This is a genomic window from Neomegalonema sp. (assembly GCF_028688855.1).
In the GTDB taxonomy this organism is placed as follows: domain Bacteria; phylum Pseudomonadota; class Alphaproteobacteria; order Rhodobacterales; family Rhodobacteraceae; genus Neomegalonema.
In genome coordinates this window covers 144963-163757 of record NZ_JAQTXI010000001.1, presented here as the reverse complement: position 1 = coordinate 163757, position 18795 = coordinate 144963, and the positions used below count along the sequence as shown (strand labels likewise).

The window sequence follows — 18795 nt, the reverse complement described above, 5'->3', positions numbered from 1 at the left end:
TCCCCGCTCACGCCGCGTCGCTCCCCTGCCCCGCCCCGTTCCCCGGAGCCCGCCGCACATGGCCGAGCAGCGCCGTCAGAGCCGCAGGCGTCACCCCGTCGAGCCGCGCCGCTTGTCCCAGCGTCGCCGGACGCGCGGCGGCCAGCTTCTGACGCACCTCCGCCGAAAGCCCGCCGATGCGGGTGTAATCGAGATCGGGCGGAATGCGCAAAGCCTCGTCGCGGCGGAAGGCGGCGATCTCGGCGTTCTGACGCAGGAGATAGCCCGCATAAAGCGCGTCGATCTCAAGCTGGGTCGCCAGAGCGGGCGCCAACTCGCCCATCTGCGGCCAGATCTCCGCCAGACGCGCCCTATCGATCCCCGGCAGAGCCAGAAGCTCCAGCGCGCTGCGCCGACGCCCGTCCTTGTTCAGCGTGATCCCGTGGCGCTCGGCTTCGTTGGGCGTCAGGCTGAGGCTCTCGGCCATGGCCCGCGCCTCGGCGAGCCCCCTGCTCTTCCCCGCCCAGGCCTCCGCGCGGCGCCCGTCGACGCAGCCCCAGCCGATCCCCTTGTCCGTCAGACGCTGGTCGGCGTTGTCGGCCCGCAGGGTCAGGCGATATTCCGCCCGCGAGGTGAACATGCGGTAAGGCTCCGTGACGCCCCGCGTCACGAGGTCGTCGATCAGCACGCCGATATAGGCCTCGGCCCGATCCAGCACGAGGCCCTCGCCCCCGCCCGCCCGACGCGCCGCGTTCAGCCCCGCCATGAGCCCCTGAGCCGCCGCCTCCTCATAACCGGTGGTGCCGTTGATCTGCCCCGCCAGATAGAGCCCCGGCAGACGCCGGACCTCAAGCTCGGGGGTCAGCTCGCGGGGATCCACATAGTCATATTCGATGGCGTAGCCGGGACGGAGGATCTCCACCTTCTCCAGCCCCGGAATCGTGCGGAGGAAAGCCTCCTGCGCATCGGCGGGCAGAGAGGTGGACACCCCGTTCGGATAGATCGTGTGATCGTCCAGACCTTCGGGCTCAAGGAAGATCTGATGGCTTTCCTTCTCGGCGAAGCGCGTGATCTTGTCCTCTATGGAGGGGCAATAACGCGGACCCCGCCCGCTGATATGGCCGCCGAAGAGCGCCGAACGCCCGAGATTCTCCGCGATGATCCGGTGAGTCTCGGCGTTGGTGTGGGTGATCCAGCAGACCGTCTGCGGCGTCTCGATGCGCTCGGTCAGGAAGGAGAAGGGCGTCGGCGGATCATCGCCGGGCTGAACCTCCAGCGACGCCTTGTCGATGCTCCGCCCGTCGAGCCGCGCGGGCGTGCCGGTCTTGAGCCGCCCCATGGCCAGATCCAGCCCCTTGAGCCGCTCGGCCAGAGCCACCGAAGGCGCGTCGCCGACCCGTCCGCCCGGAGACCGGACGTCGCCGATGTGGATAATTCCGTGGAGAAAAGTCCCGGTGGTCAGGATCACCGCGCCCGCCGGATAGACCTCGCCGCCTGCGGTCACGCCCGCCGCATGGCCCGAAGCGTCGAGGATCAGGTCGGAGACCTCCGCCTCGATCACATCGAGATTCGCCTGAGCGCGGATCTCCGCCTGAATGGCCTCGCGATAGAGCTTGCGGTCGGCCTGAGCCCGCGGCCCCTGCACCGCCGCGCCCTTGGAGCGGTTCAGCAAGCGGAACTGAATCCCCGCCTTATCGGCGGCGCGGCCCATCACGCCGTCCAGCGCGTCGATCTCGCGCACGAGATGGCCTTTGCCCAGGCCGCCTATGGCCGGATTGCAGGACATCTCGCCGAGGCGGTCGAATCTATGGGTGATGAGCGCCGTGCGCGCCCCCATGCGCGCCGAGGCGAAAGCCGCCTCGCACCCCGCATGGCCGCCGCCCACCACGATCACGTCGAACTTGCGCGCGGTTTCCTGCGCCATCGCGGTCACTTCCCCAGACAGAATTCCGAAAACACGATGTCGAGCAGCGCCTCGACGCCGACCCGTCCCGTCACTTCGCCCAGCGCGGCCAGAGCGGCGCGCAGCTCCTCGGCGGCCAGCTCAGGATAAGCGATCAGGCCCGCCGCGTCATCCGCTTCGCTTTGGGCTGCGAGATCGTCGAAGCGCGCCAGAGCCTCGGCGGCGAGCGAGAGCGCCGCCTTGTGACGCGCGCGGGTCAGCAGAGCCGCAGAGGGATCGGCGCCGCCCGCCAGGATCCGCGCCTTGAGCAGAGCCGCCACCTGAACCGCGCCTGCGGGATCTCTGAGGCTGACGGGCAGGGGAGGGGGGATCGTTTCACGTGAAACATCGCCTAAGGGGGGCAGGGGACCGAGGTCCGCCTTGTTGGCGAGGACCAGATCCCCGTTCAAGAACAAATTGAAAACATTCTCCGGAGGCGGCGCATCCGGCGCAAGGAGGAATATCCGCAGATCGGCGCCCGCCGCAAGCTCTCGCGCACGTGTCACACCCTCACGCTCGATCTCGTCCTCGGTTTCGCGCAGGCCCGCCGTGTCGATCAGCGTGACGGGCAGGCCGTCGATCTCCACAGCGGCCTCGATGGCGTCGCGGGTGGTGCCGGGGCGATCCGAGACGATGGCCGCCCGGCGTTGGGTCAGAGCATTGAGCAAAGTCGACTTCCCGGCGTTGGGCGCGCCGAGGATCGCCACCCGCCAGCCCAGACGCAGACGCTCGCCATGCTCCGCCTGAGCCAGAGCCGCCGCGATCTCGGCGCCCACGCCCGCCGCCTTGACGCGCATCCGGGCGATGACGTCGGGGGGAAGCTCGTCGTCGATGAAATCTATGCTGGCTTCGAGAAAGGCGAGGGCCTCCGAAACGCGCTTCGACCAGCCGCGGCAGGCCTCGCCCAGAGCGCCGTCGAGCTGGCGCAGGGCGGCCCGGCGCTGAGCCTCGGTTTCGGCGGCGAGGAGATCGGCGAGGCCCTCGACCTGGGTCAGGTCAAGCTTGCCCTTGTCGAAAGCGCGGCGGGTGAATTCCCCCGGCGTGGCGAGACGCAGGCCCTCCAGGCCGCCGAGCGCCTCCAACAGCGCCGCGAGAATGGCCGGACCGCCGTGAATCTGAAGCTCCGCGACGTCTTCGCCGGTGAAGCTGGCGGGGGCGGGGAACCAGAGCGCCAAGGCCTGATCCAGCCTTTCGCCGCTCGCCGGATGACGCAGATCCGCCAGAGTCGCGCGGCGAGGGGAGGGGAGTCGGCCCGCCAGAGCCTCCAGAGCCCCGCCCGCGCGGGGTCCGGAGATCCTCAGAACGGCGACGCCCGCCCGACCCGGGGCCGTGGCGGGCGCGAAGATCGTGTCTCGGCTCTGATCGGAGAGGATCATTTCAGGGCGCTCTTCAGGAATGTTTCACGTGAAACGCTCCGCGAGACGCAGGCGCGCAAGCGGAGCAGGGCGCAAAAGGGAAGGGGGCCCGAAAGCCCCCTCAAGGTCTGATCTCAAAGGCTCCGGATGAAGCCCCCTTTGCGAATTAAGCGTTCATGGAATCGAAGAATTCGGCGTTGGTCTTGGTCTGCTTGAGCTTTCCGAGCAGGAATTCGATGGCGTCGGTCGGGCCCATGGGGTTGAGGATGCGCCGCAACAGGAAGGTTTTCGCCAGAGCGCCCTTCTCGGTCAGCAGCTCCTCCTTGCGGGTGCCGGACTTCAGGATGTCGATGGCCGGGAAGACGCGCTTGTCGGCGATCTTGCGGTCGAGGATCACCTCGGCGTTGCCGGTGCCCTTGAACTCTTCGAAGATCACTTCGTCCATGCGCGAGCCGGTTTCGATCAGCGCCGTGGCGATGATCGTCAGCGAGCCGCCTTCCTCGATGTTGCGCGCCGCGCCGAAGAAGCGTTTCGGGCGCTGGAGGGCGTTGGCGTCCACGCCGCCGGTCAGCACCTTGCCCGAAGAAGGCACCACGGTGTTGTAGGCGCGGCCAAGGCGCGTCACGCTGTCGAGGAGAATCACCACGTCGCGCTTGTGCTCGACCAGGCGTTTCGCCTTTTCAATAACCATTTCAGCGACTTGCACATGCCGCACCGCCGGTTCGTCGAAGGTCGAGGAGATGACCTCGCCCTTGACGGTGCGCTGCATGTCGGTGACCTCCTCGGGGCGCTCGTCGATGAGCAGCACGATGAGGTAGCATTCCGGATGGTTCGCCGTGATCGAATTGGCGATGTTCTGGAGCAGGACCGTCTTGCCGGTGCGCGGCGGCGCCACGATCAGCGCGCGCTGACCCTTGCCCATGGGCGCCACGATGTCGATCACCCGCGAGGAGCGGTCGCGCAGGGTGGGGTCGTCCACCTCCATGCGCAGGCGCTCGTTCGGGTAAAGCGGCGTGAGGTTGTCGAAATGGACCTTGTGGCGGATGGCCTCGGGGTCTTCGAAATTGATCGTGTTGACCTTCAGGAGAGCGAAATAGCGCTCGCCTTCCTTGGGAGAACGGATCTGACCCTCGACCGTGTCGCCGGTGCGCAGGCCGAAGCGGCGGATCTGGTTCGGACTGACGTAGATGTCGTCGGGGCCGGGGAGATAATTGGCCTCGGGAGAGCGCAGGAAGCCGAAACCATCCTGAAGCACCTCCAGAACGCCGACCCCCGTGATCCGGACCTCGCGCTCGGCCAGCTCCTTGAGGATGGCGAACATCATGTCCTGCTTGCGCATGGAGCTGGCGTTCTCCACCTCCAGGCTCTCGGCGAAATCCAGAAGGGCTTGCGGCGTCTTCGCCTTCAGCTCCTGGAGCTTGAGGTCTTGCTGATCCATCAGATGTCGTCTCTTGGGAGAAAAGCGCATGGGGCCGCAGCTGGAATGGCGACCGCGCTTGAAAGGCGGCGCGAAATGTAGCCTCTTTCGCGCCTTTCCGCAAGGGCCTGACGGAAATCCGTCGGGCCGCCCCCCTGAATCGCGGCGCAACCGCCCGCAAACTGGGGATAAGTCCGGGGATAACCTGCGGATTCTAGAAGGGTTTGAAGATCACCAGCGCCACGATGAGCAGCATCAGGATCGTCGGGGCCTCGTTGATCATCCGGTAGAATTTCTCGGAGCGCCGGTTCGCGCCAGCGGCGAAATCCTTGCGATAGCGCGACAGCATCCCGTGCACGCCCGACAGGATCAGCACCAGGGCGATCTTCGCATGCAGCCAGCCGCCCGCGCCCGCCTGAGGCGTCAGGCTCAGCAGAAGCCCGGCGGCCCAGGTCGCGATCATCGCCGGATTCATGATCACCCGCAGGAGCTTGAGCTCCATGGTCCGGAAGGTGAGATCCATCTCCGAGCCCGGCGTCGCCCGCGTATGGTAGACGAAGAGCCGCGGCAGATAGAACATCCCCGCCATCCACGAGATCGCCGCCGCGACATGCAGCCATTTCAGCCAGAGATAGGCGGGAGCGAGAGCGTCGACGACCGGCATGGTTCAGCCCCGGATGATGCGCAGCAGCCGCTCGACCTGAGCGGGGTCGGCTTCGGGGGTGATCCCGTGGCCGAGGTTGAAGACATGGGCCCGGCCCGCGAAGCCCTCCAGAACCGCCTCCGCCTCGCCCTGGAGGGCCCTGGAGCCCGGCAGCAGGGTCAGGGGGTCCAGATTGCCCTGGAGCGTCACAGAGGCCGGAATCGCGCTCCTGGCCCAGGCGGGCGAGACGCCGGTGTCCAGACCGAGGGCCGAGACCCCCGTCTCGCGGGCGTAGAGCGCGTAGCCGCCCCCCGCGCCGCGCGGAAAGCCGATGACCGGGACCCCCGGATGACGCCGCCGTAGGGCCTCGACGATGCGGCGCGCAGGCTCGACGGACCAGCGCGCGAAGGCGCGCGGCGCCAGAGCTCCCGCCCAGCTGTCGAAGATCTGCACGGCCTCGGCGCCCGCCTCGATCTGGCGCGAGAGATATTCGACGGTGGCCTCCGTCAGCAGGTCGATCAGAGCCTGGAAGCTCTCGGGATGCGAAAACATCCAGCGCCGCGCCGCCGCCTGCTCGTCCTTGCCGCGCCCCGCCGCCAGATAGGTCGCCAGGGTCCAGGGCGCGCCCGCGAAGCCGATCAGCGTCGTCTCGCGGGGCAGCTCCTCGCGCAGACGGCCCAGGGTTTCGTAGACCGGCGCGAGCTTCCTGTGGAGATCTTCGGGGACAAGTCGGGGCAAGGGCGCTTCGGGGCTCTGGACGTCGAGCCTCGGCCCCTCTCCCTGCTCGAACCAGAGCCGCCAGCCCAGCGCATGCGGAACGACGAGGATGTCCGAAAACAGGATCGCCGCGTCGAAGCCGTAGCGCCGGATCGGCTGCAGGGTGGCCTCGACGGCGAAGTCGGGATTGTAGCAGAGCTCCAGAAAGCCGCCCGCCCTGGCCCGCAATTCCCGGTATTCCGGCAGATAGCGCCCCGCCTGACGCATCAGCCAGACAGGAGGGCGGGGAAGGGCCTCGCCCGAAAGGGCGCGAAGGAGAAGCTTGTCGGTCATGGCCGCGCTTGTAGCCAGATCCCGGAGCGGAGTCGATGCGGCTCCGGGCCGCTTGCGGCCTTCGCGCCCCAGCCTTTCGCCGCAGGCCCCTTCCGGAGCCTGCCGGAGGCCCCCTTCCGGAGAGGCCGGAGTCCTCCGGCCGGAGTTTTCCACAGGAAAAAACCCACAGAAAGAATCTTAAAAAAGGTTGAAGAGGATAGTAGGAGGGTGGAAAAGCGTGAATTCTTTTGAATTCACAAGTTATACCCAGAGTTATCCACAAACGAATCGATTTTCGCGGACGAAACGCAAAGCTCGCACGACGCTGGAAGAGACGGGATTCAAGCCTTGATTCAAAACAGGATTCATCTGATTCGCCCCCGACTCGCGAGTCTTCGATTCGTTCGTGATTCGAACATGAGTCGTCGGAATCCTCCACAATTGGCGCCCGTTATGAGTCGGTCGCTGCCGGGATTCCATCCACCTGTGGATAACTCTGGGGACGAGCTGTGAATCGAATCCGCTTGACTCGGGATAACCCCCTTTTTCCCCTGATTCTTCCCCGTTATCCCCGTTATCCACAGGAGTTGTCCCCATGAGCGCGCAAGCCGCCCCGGAGGCCTCGCCCGAACCCGCCCCCGACTCCGCCGGAAGGCCCGCGGGAGGCCTGCCTCAGGTGCATATCCTCTCCGATTCCACCGGCGACACCCTGCGCGCCGCGCTCCGGGCGGTCTCGGGGCAGTTCCGCCACGTGGCCTTCGAGACCCGCGCCCATACGCTCATCCGCAGCCTGCCCGCCCTCGACCGCGCCTTTCAGGAGATCGCCGCCGCGCCGGGTCTGGTCATGCACAGCGTCGTGACTCCGCAGCTGCGCGCCCGGCTCGAAGAACATTGCCGCAGGCTCGGCCTGCCCAACGTGGCCCTGCTCGATCCGGCCATCGCGGCCATGGCGGCCCATCTGGATTCGCCGCCCAACTGGCGGCCCGGCGGACAGCATGAAGTGGACGTCGCCTATTACGCCCGCATGGCCGCCATCGACTTCGCCATGGAGCATGACGACGGAGAATGGAGCGAAAGGCTCCGCGCCGCCGAAGTGCTGCTCATCGGAGTCAGCCGCACCTCGAAAACCCCGACCTGCGTCTATCTGGCGGGCAAGGGCGTGAAGGCGGCCAATCTGCCCCTGACTTCGGCCCGCCCGCCGCCGCCCGCCCTCTTCGAGTTCGGGCCCGACGAGGGGCCGCTTCTGGTCGGGCTGACGGCCAAGCCCGCGCGTCTGGCGCAGATCCGGGCCCACCGGCTCCAGAGCCTGCGCCAGGAGGACGGACGCGGCGGAGATTACGCCGAGGTCTCGGCGATCCAGCGCGAGGTCGTCGAGGCGCTGAAGCTCTTCGAGCGGCTGCGCTGTCCGGTGATCGACGTCACGCGCCGCTCCATCGAGGAGACGGCCGCGGCCGTGATGAGTCTGCTGGAGGCGCGCGGAAGGGCGCGTCGGGCGGGAGTCCCCTTCACGGGCGGACTGACGGAAAGGGGAGAAGGCTCATGATCCTGCTGGCTTCGGGCAGCGAGGCGCGCGCGCGGATGCTGCGCGCCGCAGGCGTGGAGGTCCATGCGCGCCGCGCCGCCGTGGACGAGGAGGCCGTCACGGCCTCGCTGCGGGCGGAGGGCGTCGGGCCGCGCGACCTCGCCGACGCCCTCGCCGAGATGAAGGCGATGCGGGTCGGGGGTTCGGCGCCGCCGGGCCTGCTGACGCTCGGCGCGGATCAGACGCTCGCCTTCGGGGAGCGGGTCCATGGCAAGCCCGAGAGCCTCAAGGCGGCGCGGGCGCAGCTTCTGGAGCTGCGCGGCGAGTCCCATACGCTGTTTTCGGCGGCGGTGATCGTCGAGAACGGCGCGCCGGTCTGGCGTCATGTGGGCGTGGCGCAATTGCGCATGAGGCCCTTTTCGGAGAAGTTCCTCGACGCCTATCTCGAGGCCGAAGGCGAAGCGATCCTCGGATGCGCGGGCGCCTATCGCATCGAGGGGCCGGGGGCGCAGTTGTTCTCGCGCGTGACGGGCGATCATTTCACCATCCAGGGTCTGCCGCTGCTGGAGATCCTGGGCTATCTGCGGGCGAGGGGGATTCTGACCGAATGAGCGAAGAGCGGGACGCGCCTCTGGCGGGAGTCTTCGGCTGGCCGGCCTCCCATTCGAAATCTCCGGCGCTGCACGGCCACTGGCTGAAGCGTTACGGGATCAGGGGGTGGTATCTGCCTCTCCCCGTGCGGCCGGAGGATTTCGCCGAAGTCCTCGGGGCCCTGCCGCGCATGGGCTTCGTGGGGGCCAACGTCACCATGCCGCACAAGGCCGAGGCCTTCCGCAGGGCCGATGAGGCCACGCCTCTGGCGCGGCGGCTCAGGGCGGCCAACACGCTCACCTTCCGCGAGGGCCGCCTCTTCGCCGACAACACCGACGGATTCGGCTTCATCGAGAATCTGCGCCAGAATTCGCCCGGCTGGAGTCCGGCGGCGGGCCCCGTGGCGGTGATCGGCGCCGGAGGCGCCAGCCGCGCCGTGATCGCCGCCCTCGCCGAGGCCGGGGCGCCCGAGATCCGGCTCCTCAACCGCACCCTCGCCAATTCCGAGGAGCTTCAGCGGGATCTGGATCTTCCTCTGAGGCTCCTGCCCATGGAGAAGCTCTCCGAGGCTCTGGAGGGCGCGGCTCTGGCGGTGAACGCCACGGCGCTCGGCATGGCGGGAGGCCCGCCCTTCGATCTCGATCTGAGCGCCCTGGCGCCGGAAACCCTCGCCACGGATCTGATCTACGCGCCCCTGAAGACGCCTTTCCTCGAAGCCGCCGAGAAGCAGGGCGCCCGGATCGTGGACGGGCTCGGGATGCTGCTGCATCAGGCGCGGCCCGGATTCGCCGCCTGGTTCGGGCGCGAGCCTGACGTGGATGAAGACCTTCGCCGCGCCGTTCTGGAGGCCGCATGAGCTTTCGTCTGGGCCTGACCGGCTCCATCGGCATGGGCAAGAGCGCCACCGCCGAAATGTTCCGCAAGCGCGGGATTCCCGTCTACGACGCCGACGCCGCCGTGGCGGAGCTCTACGCGCCCGGAGGCGGCGCCGCGCCGGTTCTGGAGGCGCTGATCCCCGGCGCCGCCGCGCCCGACGGCTCGGCGGACCGCGAGGTTCTGCGCAAGGCCGTCCTCGGGAATCCCGAGATGCTGAAAAGGCTCGAAGCGGCGATTCATCCGCTGGTCCTCGCCAAACGCGCGGAGTTCCTCGCGGCGAACCGTGCGGCGCCGCTCGTGCTGCTCGACATTCCCCTGCTCTACGAGACCGGTTCGGAGCAGGAGATGGAGGCGGTGCTCGTGGTCTCCGCCCCGGCGGAGGTCCAGCGCGCGCGGGTTCTGGCGCGGCCCGGCATGACTCCCGAGCGTTTCGAGGCCATCCTCGCCCGCCAGACTCCCGACGCCGAAAAGCGCGCCCGCGCGGATCGGGTCCTCGACACCAGCCGCGGATTCCCCGCCGCCGAGGCCGAAGTCGAGGCGATCCTCGACCAGTTCCGCGCGACAGGGCGCATCAGTCAGGAGAAGCCATGACCCGCGAGATCGTCCTCGACACCGAGACCACCGGCTTCGATCCCGCCCGCGGAGACCGCATGGTGGAGGTCGCCTGTCTGGAGCTGGTGAACCGTCTGCCGACGGGGGCGTATTTCCACCGCTACATCGATCCCGAACGCTCCGTGCCCGCCGAGGCCGCCGCCGTCCATGGCCTGACCGACGAGAAGCTGCGCGGCCAGCCGAAATTCCGCGAGATCGCCCAGGATTTCCTCGACTTCATCGGCGAGGATCCGCTGATCATCCACAACGCCGCCTTCGACATGAAGTTCCTGAGCCATGAACTGGCGCTGGCGAACAAGCCCACCCTGCCTTACGCCCGCGCCGTGGACACCCTCGCCATGGCCCGGACGCGGTTTCCCGGCGCTCCGGCCACTCTCGACGCGCTCTGTCGGCGGTTCGGCGTGGACAACTCCGGCCGCAAGCTCCATGGCGCGCTCATCGACTGCGAGCTGCTGGCGGGCGTCTATCTGGAGCTGACCGGAGGACGCCAGATCGGATTCGGCCTCGACGCCGGACCGAAGGGCCGCAAGGCCGCCGGAGCAGGGAATCCGGCGGCGGGCGCCCTCCCGGCGAACGGCGAGGCGGCCGCCCTGCGTCGGCCGGGGCCGCGCCCCGCCCTGCTGACCTCCGGAGAGGCCGCCGCGCATGAAGCCTTCGTCCGGAGCCTCGGCGAGGGCGCGCGCTGGCGTCGGCCCTCCTGAGCGCCGGAGACGGAAAAGGCCGCGCAGGGCGCGGCCTTCCGCAGAATCCCGACGGAAGGGAGAGGCTCAGGCCTGTCCGGTCGGCTGCTGGGCGCGCTGGGCCGCCACGGCGTCGAGCCGCTGGCGATAGAGCGCCATGAAATCCACCGGATCGAGCAGCAGCGGCGGATATCCGCCGTCGCGGGTGGCGTCGGCCACCACGCGCCGCGCGAAGGGGAAGAGGATCCGCGGGCATTCCGCCAGAAGGATCGGCTCGATCATGTTCTGCGGCGCGCCGGTCAGGCGGAAGATCCCGACGTAATCCAGCGAGGTCACGTAGATGTTCCGGTTCTCGACGATGGCCTTGGCCTCGATCTTCAGCGAAACCTCGTAGAGGCCCTGCTCGCCGTCCTCGGAGGGGATCTGACGGGCGTTGGCGTCGATGCGCACGGGCAGGTCGGGGCGCGTGTCGATACGCGTCCCGGCGCCCGGATTCTCGAACGACAGGTCGCGCACGAACTGCGCGAGGATCGACAGCTGAATGTCGGCCGGAGGGGGGGCGGCGTCGGTCATCGAGGAGGCGCTCCTGAAGGATAGGTTCAAAATGGGACGTCGGACCAAGGGGCTATCATGGGGCGGCCCCGGCGCCAAGCCTCGCGCACGGAGAGGCCGCGAGATTCGCGCGCGCCCTTCCTTGCAGGCCCCGATTGAGGAATCGTGAAGGCGCAGAGGCGCCCATCCGGCGATTCGCATCCTTCTGCGACGCTTGCGCTCCCCGCGACAGTGGATTTTAAGCCTGCGACGCCATACATAAGGCTGCAAGCCCCGCGCGCCCGCTTCCGGGACCGCCCGGCTCCCCTTCGCCGCCTCAGGAGACGCGCCCTGATGACCGACGCCTTTCTGGAGATCCTCATCCTCGCCGCCGTGGCCGGATTCGTGTTCATGCGCCTCAAGGGCGTGCTGGGCACCCGCGTCGGGCGCGAAAACCCGGAGGAATGGGGCTTCGGCGCGCCGTCGGGCAGGCCAGATCCCGCCGCCGGACGCGCCGAAGGCGCCCCCGGCCTGCCGCCCGAACTCGGCGTCGATCCCGCGAGCCCCGCAGGACGCGCCCTCGTCCTCGGGCTGGAGGCCGACCCCGACTTCGACCCCGCCGATTTCATGCGCCGCTCGGGGGACGCCTACGAGTATATCCTTCTGGCCTTCGAACATGGCGAGAAAGACGATCTCAGGCCGCTTCTGGCTCCGAACGTTTACCAAAGCTTTTCCCATGTGATCGATGATCGTACGCAGAAAGGCGTCGTCGTCGAAGCCCGTCTCGTCCGCATCGTCTCGACCGAACTCAAGGACGCCCGGTTCAATCCGGCGACCAGAGAAATGCAGATGGACGTCCGCTTCGAAGCCGACCTGATTTCCGCGGCGCGCGATGCGGCCGGCGCGGTGGTGCAGGGCGATCCGACGCAGCCGCGCGTCATCTCCGATCTCTGGACCTTCTCGCGCAGGCTCGGCGACGCCGATCCCAACTGGTTGCTCGTCGCGACGGGCGACTGAGCCCGTCGAGGAGCGAGCATGATCCGTTTCGCCCGAGCCGTCGCCTGCGCGACGGCCCTTTCCGCCTTGAGCGCCTGCGCCAGCGGACCCAAGACCCCTCTCGCCGTCACGCCCACGCCTCTGGCGCCTGCGGCCCTGCCGCCCTCGGCGGCGCCCGTCGCCGTCATCCCGGCGCCGACGCCCGTTCCCGGCGGCGGCGCGCTGCTGCCGCCGATGGTGGCTCATGCCCCGAGGCCCGTTCCGGCTCCGGGGCCTGGCGCTCCTCAGGCTCCCGTCGTCGCGCCCGGCCTGCCGCCCGGCGCCTATGTTCCGCAGGCCATGCAGTTTCCTCCCCAGCCCGCCGCCGGGCCCGAATTCATCCTCCAGGGCGCCGCCGCCCGCGTCCAGCCGGTGCAGTTCGCCGGGCTTCAGGGCTGGGCCGAGGACGACCACGCCGCCGCCCTGAGCGCTCTGGCGGGGGTCTGCCAGAAGCTCGCGGGGCGCGAGGTCTCCGCCTCCATCGGGGGGCCCAAGGCCGCGGACGGCGCGCCCGTCGGGGGCTACGCCGGAGACTGGGCCCAGATCTGCGGCGCCTGGCCCCGCGATCCGCGCAACCGCGCCGAGGCCCGCGCCTTCTTCGAGCACTGGTTCCAGCCGGTGCGCGTCGAGGCCGCGCCGGGCGACGAGGCGCTGTTCACCGGCTATTACGAACCCGAACTGCGCGGTTCGCTGACTCCGGTCGGGCCCTATCAGTTCCCGCTCTACCGCAAGCCGGACGACCTCATCGACGGCGTCGCCTATCACAACCGCGCCCAGATCGACGCGGGCGCGCTCAAGGGCAGGGGGCTGGAGCTGGTCTTCGTCGACGATCCGGTGGATCTGTTCTTCCTGCACATCCAGGGCTCGGGGCGGGTGCGCCTGCCGGACGGCAACGTGATGCGCGTCGGCTATGCGGGCAAGAACGGCCACAGCTACAAGTCCATCGGGCGGGTGCTGGCCGACCGCGGCGAGATGACCCTCGGCGAGACCTCCGCCGACGGAATCAAGGCCTGGGCGCGCAACAATCCGCAGAAGATGTGGGGGCTCTTCGCCGAAAACCCCTCCTACGTCTTCTTCACGCCCAAGGACAGCCTCTCGCCGACCGAAGGCCCCGTGGGCTCCTTCGGCACGCCTCTGCCTGCGCTGCGCTCGGCGGCGGTGGATCCGAAATACTACGCCCTCGGCCTGCCGATCTGGATCGAGACGGATTCGCCCGCCGGAGCCCTGCGCCGGCTGATGATCGCGCTCGACACGGGCGGCGCCATCAAGGGCGCCCAGCGCGCCGACATCTTCTTCGGCTCCGGCGACGAACCCGGACGCCTCGCCGGATCCACCAAGGATTACGGGCGCATGACCGCCCTGATCCCCAAACTCTCGATCCAGCGCATCTGGCAGGGCGCCGTTCCGCGCATCTGAAGACAGGCGCGCGGGACGGGAAACCCTTCCCGGAGGCCGCGCGCCCCCATATAAGGCGCTTCCCGCCCCATCCGACTCTCAAGGGGTCGGGTGGGGTTCGGCGCTTCCACGAAGGGAGACACAGGGGAGGGCGCGCAGGTGCGGCGCAAGGGCAGGATCACCACCGAAGAAGAGCTGCAGCTCTGGCGGGCCGCCATGCGCGACGCGGAGCCTCTGGCGCGTCGCAGGAGGTCCGCCGCGCCCGAGGAGCCGCCTCCCGAACCGCGCAGGCCCGAGCCTCCTGTCTCGCGCCCCGACCTGCTGCCTCTGCCGGATTTCTCCGCCCTCTTCGGCGCCGGGCCCAAGGCGCCTCCCGCCTCCGCGGAGCCGCCCTTCCCCCGGCGGACGGTCGTCGCCAGACCCTTCGTGGAGCCCCTCGGGCCCAGAACGCCCGGACTCGACCGCCGCACCGCCCAACGCCTCATGAAAGGCGAAAAACGTCCCGAAGGGCGGCTCGATCTGCACGGCCTGACCCTGGATCACGCCCATCTGGAGCTCACGCTGTTCATTCTGGCCGCGCGGCGGGCGGGCAAACGCATGGTCCTGGTGGTCACGGGCAAGGGCGGAGACTATCAGGCGCGCGCCCTGGGCCGGGAGGCCCAGCCCGGAACCCTGCGGGAGGCGGCGCCGCGCTGGCTCGATTCCCCGCAGCTCAAGCCCCATGTCGGCGGAGTCTATCCGGCCCATGACCGCCATGGCGGCGCGGGCGCGCTCTACGTCTATCTGCGCAAGAGCTGACGAGGGCTCCGGGCCTCTCGAAACAGGACGCGACCCGGAAAGCCCTTCGGACTTTCCGGGTCGCACGGTCTTCAGGGAAACCGGAGCGGGGAGCCCGCCCTCGGGATCAGGTCTGATCCGACCAGGCCGCGCGGGCGCTGACGCGCTCCACTTCGGCCCGCACCAGGCGCTCGACCATGCCCGGCAGATTCTCGTCCAGCCATTCGCGCAGCATGGGCTTGAGCATCTGGCGCACCACGGCGTTCAGCGATTCCGCCTCGCCTTCGGAGCCCGGCAGCGCAAGGCCGCCGTGCAGCCGGGGCGCGCCCGATCCCGACAGAGCCGCCATCGCCCGCGCGGAGGCGCGTTCGGCGGCTTCCGAGAGCAGATCCTCTTCTTCGACCAGAGCCCGGCGCGCCGAGATCGCGGCGGGCGGCGCCGAAGGACGGGCGGTCAGGGCGGTGGAGGCGGCGGCCGTCGTCGCGACGCTCCGGCCTGCGGCCTCCCAGACGGCGGCCGGATCCTCGGCCTCGCCCAGACGCTCGGTCAGCAGGAGCTCTTCGCGCACGAAGCCGGATTCGGCCTCGGTCGGCGCAGGCGGGATGTCGAGCGGCGAAACCGGATCGCGGCCAGGCTCGAAATCGGAATCGGGGCCCCAGAAGGAGCTGGCGTCGAAGGGCGGCGGCTCCGCGACCGGATCGGCGGGCGGCGCCTCGGGAATGCGGCGCTCCGAAGAGAGGTTCAGAACCCCCTCGTCCAGATCCTCGCGGCTGAAGCGGTCGACGCCGAAGACGTCCAGAGCCTCGCCCGGATCCAGGGTCGAAGAGGCCCGCGTCGGCTCCGCAGGCAGGTCGGAGAGGGAGCCGAAGATGTCGTCCACTTCGCGACGCGTGGTCTCCAGCCTGCGCGACGTCTCCTCGCGCAGGGCGGCGAAGTCGGGCAGGTCGAATTTCGGCGGCTCGAAGACCGGAAGCTCGGGGATGGAGGGCGCGGCCGTCTCGACGAGGGCGCGGCTCGCCTCGCCGGTCGCCTTCGCGGCCTCGGCGGCGAGATCGGCGGCGTTTCCGGCGGCCTCCTCGGCGAGGTCGGCGGCCTCGGCGACCGGATCGGCGACGGTCTCGAAGACGAAGCGTCCGGCCTCCCGCAGGGGATCGGCGGCGCTGGAGGCGGCTTCTGCGGCGAGATCGGCGGCGCTCCTGGCGGTCTCCACAGTGAAGTCGGCGGCGGAGGCGGCGGCGCGTCCGGCGTCCGCGGCGAGATCTTCGGCGGTCTCGAAGACCGAGCGTCCGGCGCGTCCGGCCTCCCTGACGGCCTCTCCGGCGAGATCGGCGGCGCCTCTGGCGGTCTCGACGGTGAATTCGACCGTGGAATCGGCGGCCTTGTCCAGGAGTCCGTCGGCGGCGTCGAAGACGGAGCGTCCGGCCTCCCGGGCGGTCTCGACGGCGCCCGAAGCGGCCTCTCCGGCGCGGTCGAGGAGGAAGTCGGCCGAGCGGTCCGCCTGTCCGGCGAGATCGGCGGCGGCGCCGAAGGCGGAGCGTCCGACCCCTCGGGCGGTCTCGACGGCGCCCCCGGAGAGGTCGGCGAGATCGGCGAAGCTCTCGGAGGCGGTCCGGCGCAGGAAGGCTTCGGCGTCGTCGGCGGAATCGACGACGGTCCGGCGCGCGGAGGAGGCGGCCTCCTCGACCTTGCGGTCGAAGTCAAGGGCCTCGGACCGGAAGGAGGACAGGGGCTTCAGGGGCTCGGCTTCGGGATCCAGCGTATAGCCGTCGTCGAAGGCGCTCGGCGGCGGATTCAGGAAGCGGGCGAAGGGATCCTCGACCGCCGGGGCCGCCGGAGCCGTCGGGGCCGCAGCCGGAGGAGGGGCCTGGATCTGGGCCGGAGGAGGGGCCGCAGGCCGCGAGGGCGCAGGCGGCTCCGGAACGCGCGGCGGCTCCTCGACGAAGCGGCCGCCATAGGCGCTCTCCACCACGCGGGGCGGCGGCGGCGCGACCGGCTCGGGCCGGGAGGCCGAGGCGGATTTCAGGATCGCGCCGAAATCGGCGTCCAGATCGGCGTCGCCGCTCTCGCGGAAGGGGATCTCGAATTCGAAGCGCGCTTCGGTCTCGGGAGCGGGGCGCCCCAGGGCGCGGTCGGCCCAGCCGAAATCCTCTTCGAGGCGTTCGCCGCCGCGCGGAGCGGGGCGGGAGGGCGCAGGCGGCTCGGGTTCGCGCGCGGCGGCGCCGAGTCCGCTCCAGTCGACCTTGGCCGGAGCCGGGGGAGGAGGAGGCGCGGCCGGAGCCGGAGGCTCGACGGGGGCGGGCTCCTCGAAGCGGAAGCGGCGGGGCTCGGGGCGGGGCGGCTCGGGGGCGCGCAGGGCCTCCGGACGCGGAAGCTCCGGACGCGCGGCCTCGCGGGGGGCCTCGCGCAGAGCCTCGCGGAAGACCTCGGCGCGGGGGGCTTCCGGACGCGAAGGCTCTGGACGGGGGGCCTCGGCGCGGGGCGGCTGCTCGACGCGCGGCTGCTGGGCCTCGACGCGGGGCGGGGCCTCTTCGGCCTCGGCGCGGGCGCGCCGGGCGTTGCGGGCCTCCTGTTCGTCCTCCTCGGCGATGATTCGACGGATGGAGGCGAGGATGTCCTCCATGCTGGGTTCGAGAGGCGAAGCGGTGTGATTCGACATGGCGGCCTTCACGATATCCCTGCGCGCAATGCGCCCCAATGCAAGAAACTTAAGATCTTTGTCGTGCCAAAACAAGACAGACCGAGGCCGGAACCCCGAAGCCTCGGCCGGTTCCGCCCGGCCTGCGCGGGCATCATGAGGCGCACAATCTTAAAGGCTGGTTATTGGGGGGGAGTCCGGGAAGACGCGAAGGAGTTGATTCCGCGTTTCAAAATTCCGCCGAGAGGCGGAAATGCGCCCCTCGGCCAAGGATCAATGCCTTGTTTTTGAAATAAATCCGATCGGATCGCCGAGGCGGGCCCTCAGAGCCTGTTGCGGACATATCCGAAGGGGTTCCAGGGAAAGTTCCACCGGTTGACCATGGCCACGGCGGCGTCCATGCCCATGCGGCGGATCTCCTGGGAGGTCGGCGTGGGCGGAATCGGCTCGGAGATGCGGCTGAGTCCGATGGAGGTCGGGCTGAGGCGGCCCATCGACCCCAGGATCCGGTAGGCGCTGATGTGCGAATCAGCCGCCGCCCGCACGAGGGCCGTGCGCGCGTCCAGAAGACTCTGCTGCGCGTTGAGCTGGTCCAGAACCGAACGGGCGCCGACGGTCATCTCCTCGCTCACGCCGGTGTAGGCGAGCTGGGCCGCCTGCACCCGCGCCAGATTGGCCGCCAGGCTCTGTTGCGCGGTGACGTAGCTGGTGAAGGCCGAGCCTACGCTCTGGCGCACGGCGGCTTCGGCGTCCATGATCTGCATGCGCCGCTGGGAGGCCGTCGCGCGGGCGGCCCGCACGCGGCTGTCGACCACGCCGCCGTCATAGATCGGGTGGTTGATCGACACCCCGATGTTGGCGCTGTTGTTGAAGTCGTCGAGCACCGGGAACATGTCGCTCTTGGAGGTCGAGACCCCCGCGCTCACGCCCACGGTGGGCATGTAGCCGGTCATCGTCGATTCGGCGGCGGCGATGGCGGCGCGCTCCTGGGCGCGGGCCGCCAGAATCGAGGGATGGGCCATGGCCTCCGAGAGCGCCAGATCCAGCGTCGAGGGCAGGGTGGGCAGGCGGCTCGGCGGCTGGGGATTGTCCGGGACGCGCCCCACGAGGCGCCGGAAGGTCTGCTCGCTGATGGTCAGGGCCCCGCGCGCCTGGACCACCGAAGCCCGCGTGCTGGAGAGCTGGGCCTCGGCCTGGGCCACGTCGGTGAGGGTGGCCTCGCCGACCTCGAAGCGCAGCCGCGCCGCCTCGGATTGCTGGCGGAAGATCTCGAAGCTCGACAGGGTCATGCCGAGCAGCTCGCGGTCGCGGACCAGCGTGACGTAGGCCACCACGGTGTCCAGCAGCGCCGATTGCTCGGACTGCAGATAGCCCAGCTGGCTGGCGTCGAGGGATTCGGCCGCCTGACGGATCGCGATGGCGGTGCGGCCGCCGTCGTAGACCGGCAGAGAGGCGCTGAGCGACGCCGAAAGGCTGTCTCCCCAGCCGGCGCCGCTGTTGAGCAGGCGGTCGCCCCGGACGCCGTAGCTGCCGCTGGCGTTCAGCGAGGGCGAATAGCCCAGCCGGGCCTGGGTCAGGCTTTCGGCGGCGCTCTGGAGCCCGAAGCGCCCCGCCGCGAGGGAAGGATTGTTGCGATAGGCGTCGCTCAACGCGTCATAGAGCGTTTCGGCCTGAGCCGAAGGGGTCGCGAAGAGTCCGGCGAAGACCCCCGCCGTCAGAGCGAGAGCGGTCGTCCAACGCGTCCAGCGGCGCATGGGGGCCTCCTTGGGCCGACGG

16 protein-coding genes are annotated in these 18795 nt (G+C 69.6%); 8 read left to right on the top strand and 8 right to left on the bottom strand.

The genetic code is table 11. The features are described from left to right. Positions 1-7: 7 nt before the first annotated feature. The 5 genes from mnmG to hemE form a co-directional block, all read right to left on the bottom strand. Positions 8-1903 carry a tRNA uridine-5-carboxymethylaminomethyl(34) synthesis enzyme MnmG gene (mnmG, locus tag PHN62_RS00835; protein ID WP_300144928.1) on the bottom strand — a complete coding sequence of 632 codons (1896 nt, stop codon included), beginning with the start codon at positions 1901-1903 and terminating at the stop codon, positions 8-10. Between the two features lie 5 nt (positions 1904-1908). Next, entirely contained in the window at positions 1909-3297 is a 1389-nt protein-coding gene (gene mnmE, locus PHN62_RS00830) for a tRNA uridine-5-carboxymethylaminomethyl(34) synthesis GTPase MnmE (protein ID WP_300144925.1), read from the bottom strand. Positions 3298-3442: 145 nt separating this feature from the next. Beyond that, a complete protein-coding gene (rho, locus tag PHN62_RS00825) occupies positions 3443-4714 on the bottom strand; it encodes a transcription termination factor Rho (protein ID WP_300144923.1) in 1272 nt (423 codons plus the stop codon). Between the two features lie 193 nt (positions 4715-4907). Next, positions 4908-5357 (bottom strand): protoporphyrinogen oxidase HemJ, encoded by a 450-nt coding sequence (hemJ, locus tag PHN62_RS00820; protein ID WP_300144920.1) that lies wholly within the window; start codon positions 5355-5357, stop codon positions 4908-4910. Positions 5358-5360: 3 nt separating this feature from the next. After that, positions 5361-6386, bottom strand: coding sequence for a uroporphyrinogen decarboxylase (hemE, locus tag PHN62_RS00815; protein WP_300144918.1), 1026 nt, complete (start codon positions 6384-6386; stop codon positions 5361-5363). Positions 6387-6960: 574 nt separating this feature from the next. Here hemE and PHN62_RS00810 point away from each other — a divergent pair. From PHN62_RS00810 to dnaQ, 5 genes are read left to right on the top strand one after another with little or no spacing between them, the layout of a single operon-like run. Beyond that, positions 6961-7908, top strand: coding sequence for a pyruvate, water dikinase regulatory protein (locus tag PHN62_RS00810; RefSeq protein WP_300144915.1), 948 nt, complete (start codon positions 6961-6963; stop codon positions 7906-7908). Further along, a complete protein-coding gene (locus PHN62_RS00805) occupies positions 7905-8498 on the top strand; it encodes a nucleoside triphosphate pyrophosphatase (RefSeq protein WP_300144912.1) in 594 nt (197 codons plus the stop codon). The genes PHN62_RS00810 and PHN62_RS00805 overlap by 4 nt, the downstream gene beginning before the upstream one ends. After that, positions 8495-9334, top strand: coding sequence for a shikimate dehydrogenase (locus tag PHN62_RS00800; RefSeq protein ID WP_300144909.1), 840 nt, complete (start codon positions 8495-8497; stop codon positions 9332-9334). The genes PHN62_RS00805 and PHN62_RS00800 overlap by 4 nt, the downstream gene beginning before the upstream one ends. Beyond that, positions 9331-9945 (top strand): dephospho-CoA kinase, encoded by a 615-nt coding sequence (gene coaE, locus PHN62_RS00795; RefSeq protein ID WP_300144906.1) that lies wholly within the window; start codon positions 9331-9333, stop codon positions 9943-9945. Before PHN62_RS00800 ends, coaE begins: the two co-directional genes overlap by 4 nt. Then, positions 9942-10667: a DNA polymerase III subunit epsilon gene (gene dnaQ / locus PHN62_RS00790; protein WP_300144902.1), complete on the top strand. Its 726-nt coding sequence runs from the start codon at positions 9942-9944 to the stop codon at positions 10665-10667. Before coaE ends, dnaQ begins: the two co-directional genes overlap by 4 nt. Before the next feature lie 66 nt (positions 10668-10733). On the opposite strand, the gene secB is transcribed toward dnaQ, so the two are convergent. Then, complete coding sequence (gene secB / locus PHN62_RS00785; RefSeq protein ID WP_300144899.1) at positions 10734-11219, bottom strand: protein-export chaperone SecB; 486 nt, start codon at positions 11217-11219, stop codon at positions 10734-10736. 312 nt (positions 11220-11531) lie between these two features. Here secB and PHN62_RS00780 point away from each other — a divergent pair, with 312 nt between their 5' ends. The 3 genes from PHN62_RS00780 (at position 11532) to PHN62_RS00770 (ending at position 14405) form a co-directional block, all read left to right on the top strand. Next, positions 11532-12194, top strand: coding sequence for a Tim44/TimA family putative adaptor protein (locus PHN62_RS00780; protein ID WP_300144896.1), 663 nt, complete (start codon positions 11532-11534; stop codon positions 12192-12194). A gap of 18 nt (positions 12195-12212) precedes the next feature. Then, positions 12213-13628: an MltA domain-containing protein gene (locus PHN62_RS00775; protein ID WP_300144893.1), complete on the top strand. Its 1416-nt coding sequence runs from the start codon at positions 12213-12215 to the stop codon at positions 13626-13628. 138 nt (positions 13629-13766) lie between these two features. Next, entirely contained in the window at positions 13767-14405 is a 639-nt protein-coding gene (locus PHN62_RS00770) for a Smr/MutS family protein (protein WP_300144890.1), read from the top strand. Between the two features lie 106 nt (positions 14406-14511). On the opposite strand, the gene PHN62_RS00765 is transcribed toward PHN62_RS00770, so the two are convergent. After that, complete coding sequence (locus PHN62_RS00765; protein ID WP_300144888.1) at positions 14512-17040, bottom strand: DUF2497 domain-containing protein; 2529 nt, start codon at positions 17038-17040, stop codon at positions 14512-14514. A gap of 302 nt (positions 17041-17342) precedes the next feature. Then, on the bottom strand, positions 17343-18773 hold the full coding sequence (locus PHN62_RS00760; RefSeq protein WP_300144885.1) for a TolC family outer membrane protein: 1431 nt from the start codon (positions 18771-18773) through the stop codon (positions 17343-17345). Positions 18774-18795 lie beyond the last annotated feature (22 nt).